Here is a 13871-nt window from a genome sequence, read left to right on the forward strand (position 1 = left end):
AGCCCATCACGTGCCCGGGCTGGCCACCACGGCGAGGCGCCGCGAGGCTGTCAGCCGGACCACCGTCGTCGTCAGCACCACGGTCAGCGCCGAGGTGGCGGCCAGCAGGCCGAGGCCCAGGCCGTAGGAGCCGAGTTCGCCGTAGAGGAAGCCCATCAGCAGCGGTGGTACGAACCCGCCCAGCCCGCCGGCCGCGCCGACCAGCCCGGTGACCGCGCCGACTTTGTCGGCGGGGGCGACCTGGGCGACCAGGGCGAAGGTGGCGCCACTGCCTGCGCCGAGGGCGGCGGCCATGGTCAGGAAGGCGACCGTGCCCATCGGCATCAGGCCGGGTGTGATGGCCTGGATCGCGGCCATGACGGCGACGACGGCGAACACGCCGGTCAGCACGGGAATCGGCCCGATGCGGTCGGAGAGCCAGCCCCCGATCGGCCGCATGATGACCGCGAGGATGACGAACCCGGCCATCCGGTTGGCGGCGTCGGCCTGCTCGAGCCCGTACCCGGTCTGCAGATAGGCCGGCAGGTAGACGGAGAAGGCGACATAGCCGCCGAAGGCCACCGCGTACAGGATGCAGGCCTGCCATGTGATCGCCAGTTTGGCGGTGGCCGCGAGCCGTCCTGGCAGCGGTTGCGCCGCGACGGTGCGGCCTGGCGCGTCGCGCATGACCAGCCAGGCGACTGCGGCGTACAGCGCCAGCGCGATCGCGGTGATGAGGAACGGGGTGGCCGAGCCGCCGCCCTTGACGAGCTTGACCGTGGTCAGGGCGCTGATCGCGGTGCCGCCCATGCCGGCGCCGAAGATGCCGATGGCCAGGCCACGACGGTGCGGCGGGAACCAGGCGCTGACGAACGGCACGCCGACGGCGAACACCGTTCCTGCGATGCCCAGGAAGAAGCCGCCGACCAGCAGCATCGGCAGCGAGCTCTGTCCGGCTACACCGATGAACACGACGGGCACGATGGTGGCAGCCGAGATCAGCGGGAACATCGACCGGCCGCCGAAGCGGTCGGTGAGCGCGCCTACCGGGATGCGGCCCAGCGAGCCGACGATCACCGGGACGGCGACCAGCAGCGCTTGCTGGGCCGACGACAGGCCGAGCAGATCCTTGAATCGCGGTCCCAGCGGGCTGAGTAGCGCCCAGGCCCAGAAGTTCAGTGCGAAACCGAGGGTCGCCAAGCCGAGCATCAGCGCGGGTCTGCCCCCGAAAGCGGACGGGTCCTTCTTGTCGGTCATCGCCATCCTTCCTCATCGCTGTCATCACGCACCAACGCGTGCTGTCTTTTACATCCCAGCTCAGGGGCCCGGCCCGGGGTACTGACCAAGGTCCTCACTGTGGAGGACCTCCGGTCCGTCCCGAGAGCGGCGCCGGCACGGCTTCGGCGCGGCGATACAGGCGATCCGGCGGGGAGGCCCGTCCGGCCTCCCAGATCACGATGAACGGGCTGACGGCTACGTCGCGCCGGACCCTGCCCAGCGGCCGGGCGTGGGGTGGCGCGCCGGTCATGCGGGTGCTCCCAGCAGAATGCGGTGCACGACGTCAGCGGCCGAGTGGTTCTCGGGCAGCCCGTCGAGAAAGGCGGCGTTCTGGCCCAGCGTGAGCAGGGCGGGCTCACGGTAGCCGTCGCCGCGGGTCTGGCCGAGCCCGATGGCGGCGGTCAGCCCGTTACACAGGCATTGGCGAGCTGTGGCCTCCTCGGCAGGTCCGCCCTTACGTACGTAGGTATCGACGGGTTCGGCGGAGCAGCGGTAGCCGATCGCGCCGTCGGGTTTGACGTACGGGGTGCGCAGGTATCCCAGGTCGCACAGCCGGGGCCGCTCCTCGTAGACGCTGGGGTCGGACAGGGTCCCGGGCACCCGCGCGACCTTGAACGGGAAGCCGGTAGGCGACGCGCGCGGGTCGTTGCGGACCTCCAGAGCGCCGGCGGTGGCCTCGCGCAGCAGGCGGCGCCTGAGCTCGTCGTCGAACCCGGACTCACGGCACAGCGCGAACGCCGAGCCGACCTGGACGCCGGTGGCCCCAGCGGCCAGCGCCCGGGCCAGCCCTTCGGGCGTGCCGTAGCCTCCGGCCAGCCAGAACGGCAATCCGAGCGCCGCGACCTTGCCGACGTCGACCTCGTCGCGCGGGCCGTACACAGGTTCGCCGGCCGCGTCCAGTGACAGGCGGCCGCGCGGCGGCGCGCTGTGCCCACCGGCCACCGGCGTCTCCAGGACGAACCCGTCGGGCCGAGCCTGCGGGGACCGGGCCAGGTAGGCGGCCAACACGTGGGAGGAGACGATCGCCAGCAACTTCGGCCGCCGCAGCGGCTCGGCGGGGCGAGGCAGCAGCGCGGCCGGGTCGAGGCCGATCGCGTGCCGCGTGCCGTCGGTGCCGGCCACGGCGACCGTGATCTCAGCCGGGCGGTGCGCGGCGAACTCGTCGAGCACGTGCGGTATCTCCGCCGGAATGCCGGCGCCCATCAGCACATAGTCGGCGCCGGCCAGCATTGCCCCGTAGACGGCGGCCGGCGTGGCCAGCTGGATCTTCTCCAGGTAGTTGACGCCGATCGGGCCGTCGTGCCCCTGCCGGGCGAGGAAGACCTCGGCGAAGTTCGCGACCACGATCAACTCGTCGCGGGCGGGATTGGGCCGCAGCCCGAGCCGGGGCACCGGCCGGTACGGCTGCCCTGGCGCCGTCCCGCCGGGCACGAAGTAGCGGCCCAGCACCCGCTCGGCGATCGCCGGCACCGGGAAGCAGGCCAGCGCCCGCCGCAGGTGCCCTCCAGGGTCGCCGCGCTGCAGCCGGCGGGCCAGAGTGACGTCCAGCGCGGTGCCCGACACCACGCCGAGCTGCCCGGTCCGGGCGACGGCGCGCGCCAGCCGCCACCCGGACACCGCGACGCCCATGCCACCCTGGATCAGGACGGGGAGCGCGGCCTCAGACACGACACGCCCGCATCGTCCGCGCCCACGTCAGCACGTCGGCGTTCGTCTCTCTGGCCAGGTCGCGGATCGCCAGCATGTGCTCGCGATGCTCGGCGTGGAACGCCTCGGCGAAGTGATCGGCGATGGACAGCACACAGTCCTCCAACTTCGGGGTGGGCACCCGTGTAGTGACGAAAGCGCCCGTGTCACGCTGGATGCCGGTCATCGGCGCACGTCGAGCGGGGTGCGCCGCCGGTAGACGACGTATGGCCGCCACAGGTACGCGATCGGCGCCGACCACACGTGGACGAGCCTGGTGAACGGCCAGATCGCGGCCAGCAGCCAGGCCGACAGCACGTGCAGCTGGAAGACCAGCGGCACGTCCGCCATCAGGGCGGGGTCGGGGCGGAAGGTCAGGACGCCGCGGAACCAGACGGCGATGGTGGCGCGGTAGTCGTAGCCGCCGCCGACCAGGTTCTTGCCCACGGTCGCGGTCATGCCGAGCACGATCACCGCCGCCAGCACGGCGAACAGGACCTTGTCGGCGCGGGTGGTGGTGCGGCGCACCCGCGCGCTGGTGAAGCGGCGGGCCAGCAGCAGTCCCAGCCCCGCGACCACCATGAGCCCCGCTACGGTGCCGGCGCTCACCGACACCAGGTGGTAGAGGTGCTCGTCGACGCCGACCGCCTCGGTCAGGCTCTTCGGGACGAGCAGGCCGAGCACGTGACCGCCGATGGCGGCGAACGCGCCGAGGTGGAACAGCGGGGAGCCGAGCCGCAGCAGCCGGCTCTCCAGCACCTGCGTGGTGCGGGTGGTCCAGCCGAACTGGTCGACGCGCCAGCGCCAGACATGACCGACGACGAAGATCGTCAGGGCGACGTAGGGTACGACCACCCAGAGCGCGACGCTCACGGCCGCACCTCCAATGCGTTCAGGGGCGGACCGAAGGGGGCCTGACCAACCTCCTCGGCGGGCGGGCCCGCCAGCGCGAGATCGGCCACCGCGGCCCGCTCGGCCTCCGACAGGCCGGGCAGCTCGGCGCAGAGCGCGTCGAGGACCCACGCGTACGGCGAGCCGCCGTCGTGCAGCGCGGTGCGGATCAGCTCCAGACCCTTGCGGTGCTGGCGCAGCGGCGCCTCGCCGGTGGCAGGACCTGACAGGGCGGCGAATTCGCAGACCACGGGGAGAAAGTCCGGCAGCTCGCCGTCCGGCGGGGTGAGCCCGGCCACCCGGTAGCGTTGCTTGAGCGTCAGCAGGGCCATGCCGCGGCGGCGGGTGTCGCCGTGCAGGTAGTAGGTGAGGTAGAGGCTGGACTTGCGGCGCAGGTCGAACGTCTCGACGTAGGCGCGCGCCAGCGCCATCGGCTCGGTGGTGCGAAACCACCCGACGAACCGCGTCAGCGACTCGCGCGCCGCCGACTCCGGCAGCCGGCGCACCGCCTCGCCCAGCTCCTCCCGGGCGGCGATCAGCTCGGGGTCGGGATACTGAAGCAGCAGCGACACCAGTCGAAACAGCATCGCCCGGTCCGGCGGGGCGAGCTCGGGCAGTGCGCGCCGGCCGGGCTCGCTGTGCCAGCGCGGCCCTGCGGGCGCGAGGCGGCGGGGCCAGGTGCGGAGCTTCATGCCGCGTCTCCCTTGCCGACGAAGAGCTTGAGCCCCACGCGCCCGTCGCCGCGGCGCCCGGTCACGCCGGCCGGGTGGAACTCGCTCATTCCGGGCCCGCCGTCGCCGTCCAGGCTGCACCCGTCCGCTTGGGCGGACAGCGCGGCGGCGTCCTCGCGGTGTGCGGCGGGCACGACATAGCGCTCGTCGTACTTGGCGACGGCCAGCAGCCGGTACATCTCCTCCATGTCGGCCGCCGTCATCCCGGCCGCCTCCAGCAGGTGCGTGGCCACACTGCCGTCAACGGTGCGGGCCCGCATGTAGGCGCGCATGGCCGACAGTCTCATCAGCACCCCGGCCACGACCTCGATATCCCCGGCCGAGAACAGGCTCGCCAGGTACTCCAGCGGGATGCGCAGGTCGGTGATGGCGTGAAAGACGTTGTCGGGGTCGTCGGCGTCGGCGCCCACGCTGGTGACGGCGTCGAGCACGGGTGACAGCGGCGGGATGTACCAGACCATGGGCAGCGTGCGGTATTCGGGGTGCAGCGGCAGCGCCACCCGGTACCGCATGGCCAGCCGGTAGATCGGCGAGCGGCGCGCCGCCTGGATCCAGTCCTCGCTGATCCCGCTCGCCCGGGCGGCCGCGGCCACCTCGGGATCCTCCGGGTCGAGGAACACCTGGCGCTGCGCCTCCAGCAGGTCGCTCGGGTCGGCGACGCGGGCGGCGTTCAGGACGGCGTCGGCGTCGTACAGGACGAGGCCGATGTAGCGCAGCCGCCCGACGCAGGTCTCGGCGCACACGGTCGGCTGTCCCGCCTCGATGCGGGGGAAGCAGAACGTGCACTTCTCGGCCTTGCCGGTCTTGTGGTTGACGTACACCTTCTTGTACGGGCAGGACGACACGCACATGCGCCAGCCGCGGCAGCGGTCCTGGTCCACCAGGACGATGCCGTCCTCCTCGCGCTTGTACATCGCGCCGGACGGGCAGGCGGCGACGCAGGCCGGGTTGAGGCAGTGCTCGCAGATGCGCGGCAGGTGGAACATGAAGGTCTTGTCGAACTCCATCTTCACCTTCTCCACCATGGCCGCGAGGTTGGGGTCGGCGCCGGCGTACTCGGGGGCGCCGCCCAGGTCGTCCTCCCAGTTCGCGCCCCAGGTGATCGCCATGTCCTTGCCGGTGATGGCGGACTTGGGGCGAATGACCGGGACGTGCGGCCCCGCGGGAGCGTTGATGAGGGTGTCGTAGTCGTAGGTGGCCGGCTCGTAGTAGTCGTCCAGGTCCGGCAGATCCGGATTGGCGAACAGGCTGAGCAGGCGCTTGATGCGGCCGCCGGCGCGGAGCTTGAGCCGGCCGCGCCCATCCAGCGTCCAGCCGCCGTGCCAGCGCTCTTGGTCCTCGTAGCGTTTGGGGTAGCCGACGCCGGGCTTGGTCTCGACGTTGTTGAACCAGACGTACTCGACGCCGTCCCTGTTGGTCCAGGTCTGCTTGCACGTGACGGAGCACGTGTGGCAACCGATGCACTTGTCCAGGTTCATCACCATGGCTACCTGAGCGAGCACCCGCATCAGTAGGTCACCTCCTGGTCGCGGCGGCGGATCACCGTGACCTCGTCACGCTGGTTGCCGGTCGGCCCGTAGTAGTTGAAGGCATAGGTGAACTGCGCGTACCCGCCGATGAGGTGGCTCGGCTTGAGCAGCAGCCGGGTGAGGGAGTTGTGCACGCCGCCGCGCCGGCCTGACCTCTCGGTGAGCGGCACGTTCACGTTGCGGTCCTTCGCGTGGTACATGTACACGGTCCCGGCCGGCATGCGGTGCGAGACGACCGCCCTGGCCACGACCACGCCGTTACGGTTGTACGCCTCGATCCAGTCGTTGTCGGCGACTCCGATCGTGGCGGCGTCTTCGACGCTCATCCAGATCGTGGGCCCGCCGCGCGAGAGGGCGAGCATGTAGGCGTTGTCCTGGTATTCGGAGTGGATGGACCACTTGGAGTGCGGGGTCAGGTAGCGCACGGTGACCTCGGCCGCCCCACCGTCGGCCTGCTCGCCGTAGTGGCGGTGCATGTTGAGCGGCGGCCGGTACGCCGGCAGCTGCTCGCCCAGCTCGATGATCCAGTCGTGGTCGAGGAAGAACTGCTGGCGGCCGGTCAGCGTGTGCCACGGTTTGTCCCGCTCGACGTTGATCACGAAGGCGGAGTAGCGGCGCCCGCCGGTCTCCGATCCGGACCACTCCGGTGAGGTGATCACCGGTTGCGGCCTGGACTGCGTGTCGGCGAACGTGATGCGCTTGCCCTCGTGCTCGGCTGCCAGGTCGGCGAGCTTGGTGCCGGTGCGCTTCTCCAGTGTCTCGAAGCCCTGCGTGGACAGCCGGCCGTTGGTGGTGCCGGACAACGCGAGGATGGCCTCGCACATCCGGTCGGCGGTGTCCAGCGAGATGCGGCCCTCGGGGGTGACGCCGTTCTTGCCGCCCAGATACTCCAGCTCGGGTTCGACCCGGTAGGTGATGCCCTTGGTGGTCAGCCCGAGGTCGGCGAAGAGCGGCCCGATGCCGCGTACGCGCTTGCCGACGGCCGCGTAGTCGCGCTCGATGGTGATGATCTTCGGCATGGTCCTGCCAGGGATCGGCTCGCACTCGCCGTGCTTCCAGTCGCGCACCCGGCCGCCGGGCTGGGCCAGCTCGTCGGGGGTGTCGTGGGTGAGAGGGACGGCCAGCACGTCGGTGCGCCTGCCGAGGTGCTCCGCGGCCAGCTCGGAGAACGTGTCGGCGAGGCCGAGGAAGACGTCGTAGTCGGCGCGGGTCTGCCAGGGCGGGGCGATGGCCGGGTTGAAGGCGTGCACGAACGGGTGCATGTCGGTGCTGGACAGGTCATGCTTCTCGTACCAGGTGGCGGCCGGCAGCACGACGTCGGAGAACAGCGCCGTGGATGTCATCCGGAAGTCGATCGTGGTCAGCAGGTCGAGCTTGCCCTCGGCGGCCCCCTCGCGCCAGGTCACCTCGACGGGGTGGACGCCTTCCTCGTTGCGGGTCTCGGCGTCGGTGCCGAGCAGGTGGCGCAGGAAGTACTCGTTGCCCTTGCCGGAGGAGCCGAGCAGGTTGGCCCGCCACACGGTCAGCACACGGGGGAAGTTGGCGGGGTCGCCTGGGTCCTCGGCGGCGAAGCGCAGCCGGCCGGAGGTCAGCTCGTTCACCACGTGCTCGGCGACCGGGATGCCCTTCGCGGCGGCCTCGTCGGCGAGCGCGAGCGGGTTGCGGTTGAACGTCGGATGCGAGGGAAGCCAGCCCAGCCGCGCGGCCTGCGCGTTGCAGTCGGCGAACGACCGGCCCGCGAACATGCCCTCGCCCAGCGGGCTGGCCAGCTCGTCGGCCTGGATCTGCTCGTAACGCCACTGGTCGGTGGCCAGGTACCAGAACGCGGTGCCGGCCATGTGCCGGGTCGGCCGCTGCCAGTCGAAGGCGAAGGCCAGGTGCTGGAAGCCGGTGATCGGGCGGACCTTCTCCTGGCCGACGTAGTGGCCCCAGCCGCCGCCGTTGACGCCCTGGCAGCCGGTCAGCAGCACCAGCGTGAGGAAGGCGCGGTAGATCTGGTCGGAGTGGAACCAGTGGTTGGTGCCCGCGCCCATCGCGATCATCGACCGGCCCTCGGTGCGCTCGGCGTTGCGGGCGAATTCGCGGGCGATCCTGGCGATCGTGGCGGCCGGGACCGAGGTGATCTCTTCCGCCCAGGCCGGGGTGTACGGCTGCGAGGCGTCCTCGTAGCTCGCCGGCCAGTCTCCTGGCAGGTCGCGGGCCACCCCGTACTGAGCCATGAGCAGGTCGAACACCGTCGTGACGAGCTGTCCCGCCACCTCGGCCACCGGCACGCCGCGGCGCATGACCGAGCCGCCCTCGGTGGCGCCTTCGTCGAAGCGCGGCAGATCGACTTCGACCGCGCGGCGCCCGAGAAGCGTCAGCGCCGGGTTGGCGCCGTCCAGGTCGAGGTTCCAGCGGCCTTCGCCCTCCTGGCCCCAGCGAAAGCCCAGCGAGCCGTTCGGCACGACCGCTTCACCGGTCTCCTCGTCCAGGAAGACGGTCTTGAACGCGGCGTGCTCGCTCTCCGCGCCGAGATCCGCGGCGGTCAGGAAGCGGCGCGGCACGTAAGCGTCGCCGCGCCGCTCCAGCGTCACCAGGAACGGCAGGTCAGTGTATTTGCGGATGTAGTCGGTGAAGTAGGGGACCTGCCGGTCGCGGAAGAACTCCGTCAGCGTCACGTGGCCCATCGCCATCGCCAGCGCGCCGTCCGTCCCCGGGTGCGGCGCCAGCCAGTCGTCGGCGAACTTGACGTTGTCGGCGTAGTCGGGGCTGATCGCGACGACTTTGGTGCCCTGGTAGCGGGCCTCGGTCATGAAGTGGGCGTCCGGTGTGCGGGTGACCGGGATGTTGGAGCCCCACATGATGAGGTAGCGGGAGTTCCACCAGTCGGCAGCCTCGGGGACGTCCGTCTGGTCGCCCCACACCTGCGGGGAGGCGATCGGCAGGTCGGCGTACCAGTCGTAGAAGGACAGCAGCGTGCCGCCGATCATCGACAGGAACCGCGTCCCGGCCGCGAACGACGCCATCGACATGGCCGGAATCGGCGAGAACCCCACGACTCGGTCGGGGCCGTACTCCTTGACCGTGTGCACATGCGCCGCGGCCATCAGCTCCAGGACCTCTTCCCAACTGGAGCGGACGAATCCACCTTTGCCGCGCGCCCGCTTGTAGGCTCGCGCCCGCTCGGGGTCGCCGGTCAGTTCCTCCCACGCCAGCACCGGATCGCCCAGCCTGGCCTTGGCCTCGCGCCACATCTCCAGAAGCACGCCCCGCACGTACGGGTACCGCACTCGTGACGGCGAGTAGGTGTACCAGGAGAAGGACGCGCCGCGGGGGCAGCCGCGCGGCTCGTACTCCGGCGACTCCGGCCCGACCGACGGGTAGTCGGTCGCCTGGTGCTCCCACGTGATCAGCCCGTCCTTGACGAACACCTGCCATGAGCACGAGCCCGTGCAGTTCACGCCATGGGTGGAGCGCACCACCTTGTCGTGCGCCCACCGGTCCCGGTAGAAGCGGTCCCAACTGCTCGGGTCTATCTGGTGCAGGGTGCGGCCGTCCGCCGACACCTCGGACCTGGTGAAGAACGCACGGGCAGCGAGCAACGGCCCCATGCCAGGGGTGGAGTCGACATCAGTCACAGGATCTTCCTCGCTACAGGGGGAACAGCGGACACAGATCAAGATTCGGGCTCGCCGCCCTGGCACGGCAGGGACCAAAGTCCCTCGTCGCCGGTCCGATGGACCCTCAGTTGGTCCCCAGCCACAGGTCGGGGCCGAACACCTCGTAGTGGATGTCGGAGGCCGCCACCCCCGCCGTCAGGAGCCGGGCGCGCATGTCACGCATGAACGGCACAGGACCGCACAGATAGGCGACCGCGCCGGCCGGGATCTTGATGCCGTCCAGGTCCATCAGGCCGTCGCGGTCGGGGGCGGCCGCGCCGCTCTCGTACCAGAAGACCCGCTCGGTGGCCAGCCGCAGCATGTCCTCGCGTAGCGCGTGCTCGGCCGGAGAGCGGTCGGCGTGCAGGACGAGAACGCGTCGGCGCGAGCCGGTGGCGGCCAGGTGGTCGAGCATCGCCGTGATGGGCGTGCAGCCGATGCCCGCGGACACGAGCACCAAAGGCGCGTCCCCGTCCTGCAGCGTCACGTCGCCGAAGGGAGCCGACAGGGTCAGCTCGTCGCCCGGCCGCACGGTGGTGTGCAGCAGCGTGGACACCTCGCCGGCGGGGTCGCCGTCCACGCGCTTGACCGTGATCCTGCGGAACCGGTCTTCGCCCCCGTTCGACAGCGTGTACTGGCGCAGCTGGTGCACGCCGTCGGGCATGCGGACGCGGACGCTGACGTACTGACCGGGGCGCGCGGGCGGCACCGGGGCGTCGTCGGCGGGGCGCAGCAGGAACGAGACCGCGTTCGAGGTCTCGTCCTGGCGGGCCATGACCCGCCACTGCCGCCATGTGTCGCCGTTGCGGGCGCCGGCCTCGGCGTAGATGCGAGCCTCCAGCGCGATCAGTGCGCCTGCCATCAGCCAATACACCTCGTCCCAGGCCGCGGCGACCTCCGCGGTGACGGCATCGCCCAGCACCTCGGCGATGGCGCCGAACAGGTACTTGTGGACGATCACGTACTGGTCGTCGGTGACGCCGACCGCGGTGTGCTTGTGCGCGATGCGGGCGAGCAGGGCGTCGGGCCGCTCGTCAGGGTGGTCCAGGAGCATGGTGGCGAACGAGGCGATGGAGCCGGCCAGCGCCCTGCGCTGCTCGCCGTTGGCCTGGTTACCGCGATTGAACAGGCCGTCCAGCAGCTCCGGTCGCTCGCTGAACATCGTGTCGTAGAACCGCGTCGTGATGGCCTCAAGGGAGGCTCCGACAATCGGCAGCGTGGCACGGACGATCGCGGCTGATTCAGCGGACAGCATGAAGTCTCCAGAGAGCAGGGGAGGGGAGCCCGCGACTGCGGGCCCGAACCAGGCTAAGAGTCCGAAGCAGGCCGTTCACCGGGCGAACGTCCGCACTTGCAGGGTCGAAAGTCCCTAACAGGACACAAGATCTTCTCCGGTCGGGACTTTGGTCCTACCGGGCCAGGCGACGGGCCGGATAGTGGAGTGTTCTCCAAGGCGCGCTCGCGATCGCAAGCCGATCGGCAAGGAAGTCGGGACCTTCGCCCCTGCCGCGGAGGGGATTCGACGAAGGATTCTGAAGAGTATGCAGCTCGATGCGTCCGGACTTCAGGTGCTCACTCGCGAGGAGTGCCTCGACCTGCTGTCCTCAACCCCGATCGGGCGGATCGTGTTCACCGATCGCGCCCTGCCTGCCGTCCAGCCGGTGAACTTCTATCTCGACGGTCAGTCCATCGTGATCCGTACCTCGATCGGGTCGAAGCTGGCAGCCGCCACCCGACGTGCCGTGGTGGCCTTCGAAGCCGACGAGTTCGATCCCGAGCTTCGCACCGGCTGGTCGGTCACCGCGGTGGGACAGGCGCGGGAGGTGACCGATCCCGACGAGATCGCCTGGTTGGCGGCGCTGCCGCTGACAACCTGGGCACCGGGCAGCAGGGACCATTACATCGTGATCGAGGCCGAGCACATCTCCGGCCGCCGCATCACGACACACTCCACCGGGGCAACGACCCCGCAACGCGCGCAGGGTTGAGGTCGAAGGAGCCGCCCGGCCTGTGGCCCGGTGCACGTACTCGATCGCAACGCCCTTGGAGGTGACGCGGGCACGGCGGAACTCGGGGTCGAGGTCTTCGACGTTCAGGGTGGGGATCTCCTCGGCGCGGGCGGCCTTCTCATACAGCAGCCTCCAGAGCGCGCGTTCTCGCAGGGCGTGCCGATTGTCGGTGAACAGCGTCTCCAGCCGGGCGCGCGGGCTGGAGCGGGCGCTCTTGCGGCGCTCCAGCCGCCGGGCCCGGTCGGTGGCTGAGCTTTGATTCCGATGTCACGCGCCGGGCCGTATCAGGCCGCTCTCGTAGGCCAGGATGACCAACTGGACCCTGTCGCGCACGTTCAGCTTGGCGATGGCCCTGGTGATGTGGGTCTTGGCAGTGAGCGGACTGATGACGAGGCGCTCGGCGATCTCGTTATTGGAGAGTCCGAGCGCCACGAGCTTGACCGTCTCCCGTTCCCGGGAGGTAAGGGCGGCCAGCCGCTGCCCCGCACTGGGCGCGAGGTCCTGCCGGTGGGCGAACTGCTCGATGACGCGGCGGGTCACGCCCGGCGACAGGAGCGCATCTCCGCCGGCGACGGCGGCAACCGCCCGGCGAAGGTCGGCGGGTTCGACCTCTTTGGTGAGGAAGCCGCTGGCTCCGGCGCGCAGGGCGGCGAAGACGTGTTCGTCGGTATCGAACGTGGTGAGGATGATGACGCGACAGCCCAGAGTGGTCGGGTTGGTGACGATGCGGCGCGTGGCGGTGATCCCATCGGTGCCCGGCATGCGGATGTCCATGAGGATCACGTCGGGGCTTGCGCTCGCGGCCAGCCGTACGGCTTCGTCGCCGTCCTGTGCTTCGCCGACGACCGTGATGTCCCGGGAACGGGCCAGCAGGCTGCGGAAGCCGGCCCGTACGAGTGCCTGGTCGTCGGCGAGGAGCACCTTGATCGTCATGCCGTCGAGCCTGCCACAGGGATGTCGGCCCGCACGGCGAAGCCGCCGCCGGGGACGGGTCCTGCGGTGAGCGCGCCCCCGAGCGCGCTCACTCGCTCGCGCATGCCGGCCAGGCCATGGCCTTCGGTGACCTCGGCGCCGCCTGGCACGCTGCGGCCGTTGTCGGTGATCTCGACGGTGATCGAGCGCGGCTGGTAGCCGATCGTCACCTTGGCTTTGCTCGCTCCCGCGTGCTTGAGCGTGTTGGCGAGGGACTCCTGTACGACGCGGTAGGTGGCGATGGCGGGAATGGCGGGGACGGCCGAGGGGTCGCCGTGTTCGTCGAGGGTCACCTCAAGCCCGGCGGCGTGGGCATCGGCGATGAGCGTGTCCAAGGAGGCCAGATCCGCCTGGGGTGCGGTGTCAGCTGGGTCGTCGCGCAGGATCGTGATGAGGGAGCGGAGGTCGGTCATCGCCCGGTTCCTGACGTCCTTTGCCAGGCGTAGCGCGGCGGCGGCCGCGGCCGGGTCCTCCTGGAGGGTGTCGGCGGCGACATTGAGCTGCACGCCGACGACGGCAAGGGTGTGCGCGATGATGTCGTGTACTTCGTGCGAGACGCGCAGCCGTTCCTCGGCGGCGCGGGCACGGCTGTCGGTTCCGCGCAGCTGTTCGCGCCAGCGGATCGCGGCGGCGTAGGTGAGGCCCGCGGCGATGAGGATCGCCAGGAGCAGTCCTTCCCCCGCGACGTGGAACAGGTAGCGGGTCGGGTTACTGTCCAGGACCACGCGGAAGTCGACCGCGGAGTAGACCAGTTGGGCCAGGCCGATGGCGGCCACCCAGCGCACGCGTGGCGTGGTGGCGGCGGTGAAGTAGGCGACCGCGGCCGGCCAGATCCAGCCGGCGGGAGACCAATGTCCGGTGAGGTGATAGACGAAGATCCCGCCGATCGACAGCAGCAGCACGGTCATCGGCCAGCGGCGTCTGACCAGCAGGAGCACCCCGAGAAGCAGGGCGAGGGGGATCGTGCCCCGCCAGGGGCTGTGCACCCCGGTGGCGAGGGCTACGGCGACGAAGAAGACCAGAGTGAGGGCGGCGAGCGTGATGTCGGCGATCCGGGCAAAATGCCGGACAGGAGCGGGTTCGCGTCGTGGGGGCGGTTCGGCCATGCGGAGCCCCTTTCTCGAGGGGTGACGGGTGACGCCGGGCCGGGGCGTA

General features: G+C 70.6%; 11 protein-coding genes. 1 reads left to right on the plus strand and 10 read right to left on the minus strand.

Going from position 1 to position 13871, the window contains the following annotated elements:
• Positions 1 to 6: 6 nt before the first annotated feature.
• The 8 genes from ACFSKW_RS44465 to ACFSKW_RS44500 form a co-directional block, all read right to left on the minus strand.
• Complete coding sequence (locus ACFSKW_RS44465) at positions 7 to 1236, minus strand: MFS transporter (protein WP_379580640.1); 1230 nt, start codon at positions 1234 to 1236, stop codon at positions 7 to 9.
• A gap of 267 nt (positions 1237 to 1503) precedes the next feature.
• The gene (locus ACFSKW_RS44470) at positions 1504 to 2925 is read right to left on the minus strand and encodes a nitronate monooxygenase (RefSeq protein WP_379580641.1); all 1422 of its coding nucleotides are present in this window, start codon (positions 2923 to 2925) and stop codon (positions 1504 to 1506) included.
• The gene (locus ACFSKW_RS44475; protein WP_379580642.1) at positions 2918 to 3130 is read right to left on the minus strand and encodes a hypothetical protein; all 213 of its coding nucleotides are present in this window, start codon (positions 3128 to 3130) and stop codon (positions 2918 to 2920) included. Before ACFSKW_RS44475 ends, ACFSKW_RS44470 begins: the two co-directional genes overlap by 8 nt.
• Positions 3127 to 3816 carry a respiratory nitrate reductase subunit gamma gene (gene narI, locus ACFSKW_RS44480; protein ID WP_379580643.1) on the minus strand — a complete coding sequence of 230 codons (690 nt, stop codon included), beginning with the start codon at positions 3814 to 3816 and terminating at the stop codon, positions 3127 to 3129. Before narI ends, ACFSKW_RS44475 begins: the two co-directional genes overlap by 4 nt.
• Entirely contained in the window at positions 3813 to 4526 is a 714-nt protein-coding gene (narJ, locus tag ACFSKW_RS44485; protein WP_379580644.1) for a nitrate reductase molybdenum cofactor assembly chaperone, read from the minus strand. The genes narI and narJ overlap by 4 nt, the downstream gene beginning before the upstream one ends.
• Complete coding sequence (narH, locus tag ACFSKW_RS44490) at positions 4523 to 6073, minus strand: nitrate reductase subunit beta (RefSeq protein ID WP_379580645.1); 1551 nt, start codon at positions 6071 to 6073, stop codon at positions 4523 to 4525. The genes narJ and narH overlap by 4 nt, the downstream gene beginning before the upstream one ends.
• Complete coding sequence (locus tag ACFSKW_RS44495; RefSeq protein WP_379580788.1) at positions 6073 to 9687, minus strand: nitrate reductase subunit alpha; 3615 nt, start codon at positions 9685 to 9687, stop codon at positions 6073 to 6075. The genes narH and ACFSKW_RS44495 overlap by 1 nt, the downstream gene beginning before the upstream one ends.
• Positions 9688 to 9820: 133 nt before the next feature.
• Complete coding sequence (locus ACFSKW_RS44500) at positions 9821 to 10990, minus strand: globin domain-containing protein (RefSeq protein WP_379580646.1); 1170 nt, start codon at positions 10988 to 10990, stop codon at positions 9821 to 9823.
• Between the two features lie 286 nt (positions 10991 to 11276).
• On the opposite strand from ACFSKW_RS44500, the gene ACFSKW_RS44505 reads away from it, so the two are divergent.
• Complete coding sequence (locus ACFSKW_RS44505; protein WP_379580647.1) at positions 11277 to 11723, plus strand: pyridoxamine 5'-phosphate oxidase family protein; 447 nt, start codon at positions 11277 to 11279, stop codon at positions 11721 to 11723.
• A gap of 288 nt (positions 11724 to 12011) precedes the next feature.
• Here ACFSKW_RS44505 and ACFSKW_RS44510 read toward each other — a convergent pair whose 3' ends face one another.
• Positions 12012 to 12677 (minus strand): response regulator transcription factor, encoded by a 666-nt coding sequence (locus ACFSKW_RS44510; protein ID WP_379580648.1) that lies wholly within the window; start codon positions 12675 to 12677, stop codon positions 12012 to 12014.
• On the minus strand, positions 12674 to 13822 hold the full coding sequence (locus tag ACFSKW_RS44515; protein WP_379580649.1) for a sensor histidine kinase: 1149 nt from the start codon (positions 13820 to 13822) through the stop codon (positions 12674 to 12676). The genes ACFSKW_RS44510 and ACFSKW_RS44515 overlap by 4 nt, the downstream gene beginning before the upstream one ends.
• Positions 13823 to 13871 lie beyond the last annotated feature (49 nt).

Source organism: Nonomuraea mangrovi (genome assembly GCF_042681425.1).
GTDB lineage: Bacteria > Actinomycetota > Actinomycetes > Streptosporangiales > Streptosporangiaceae > Nonomuraea > Nonomuraea mangrovi.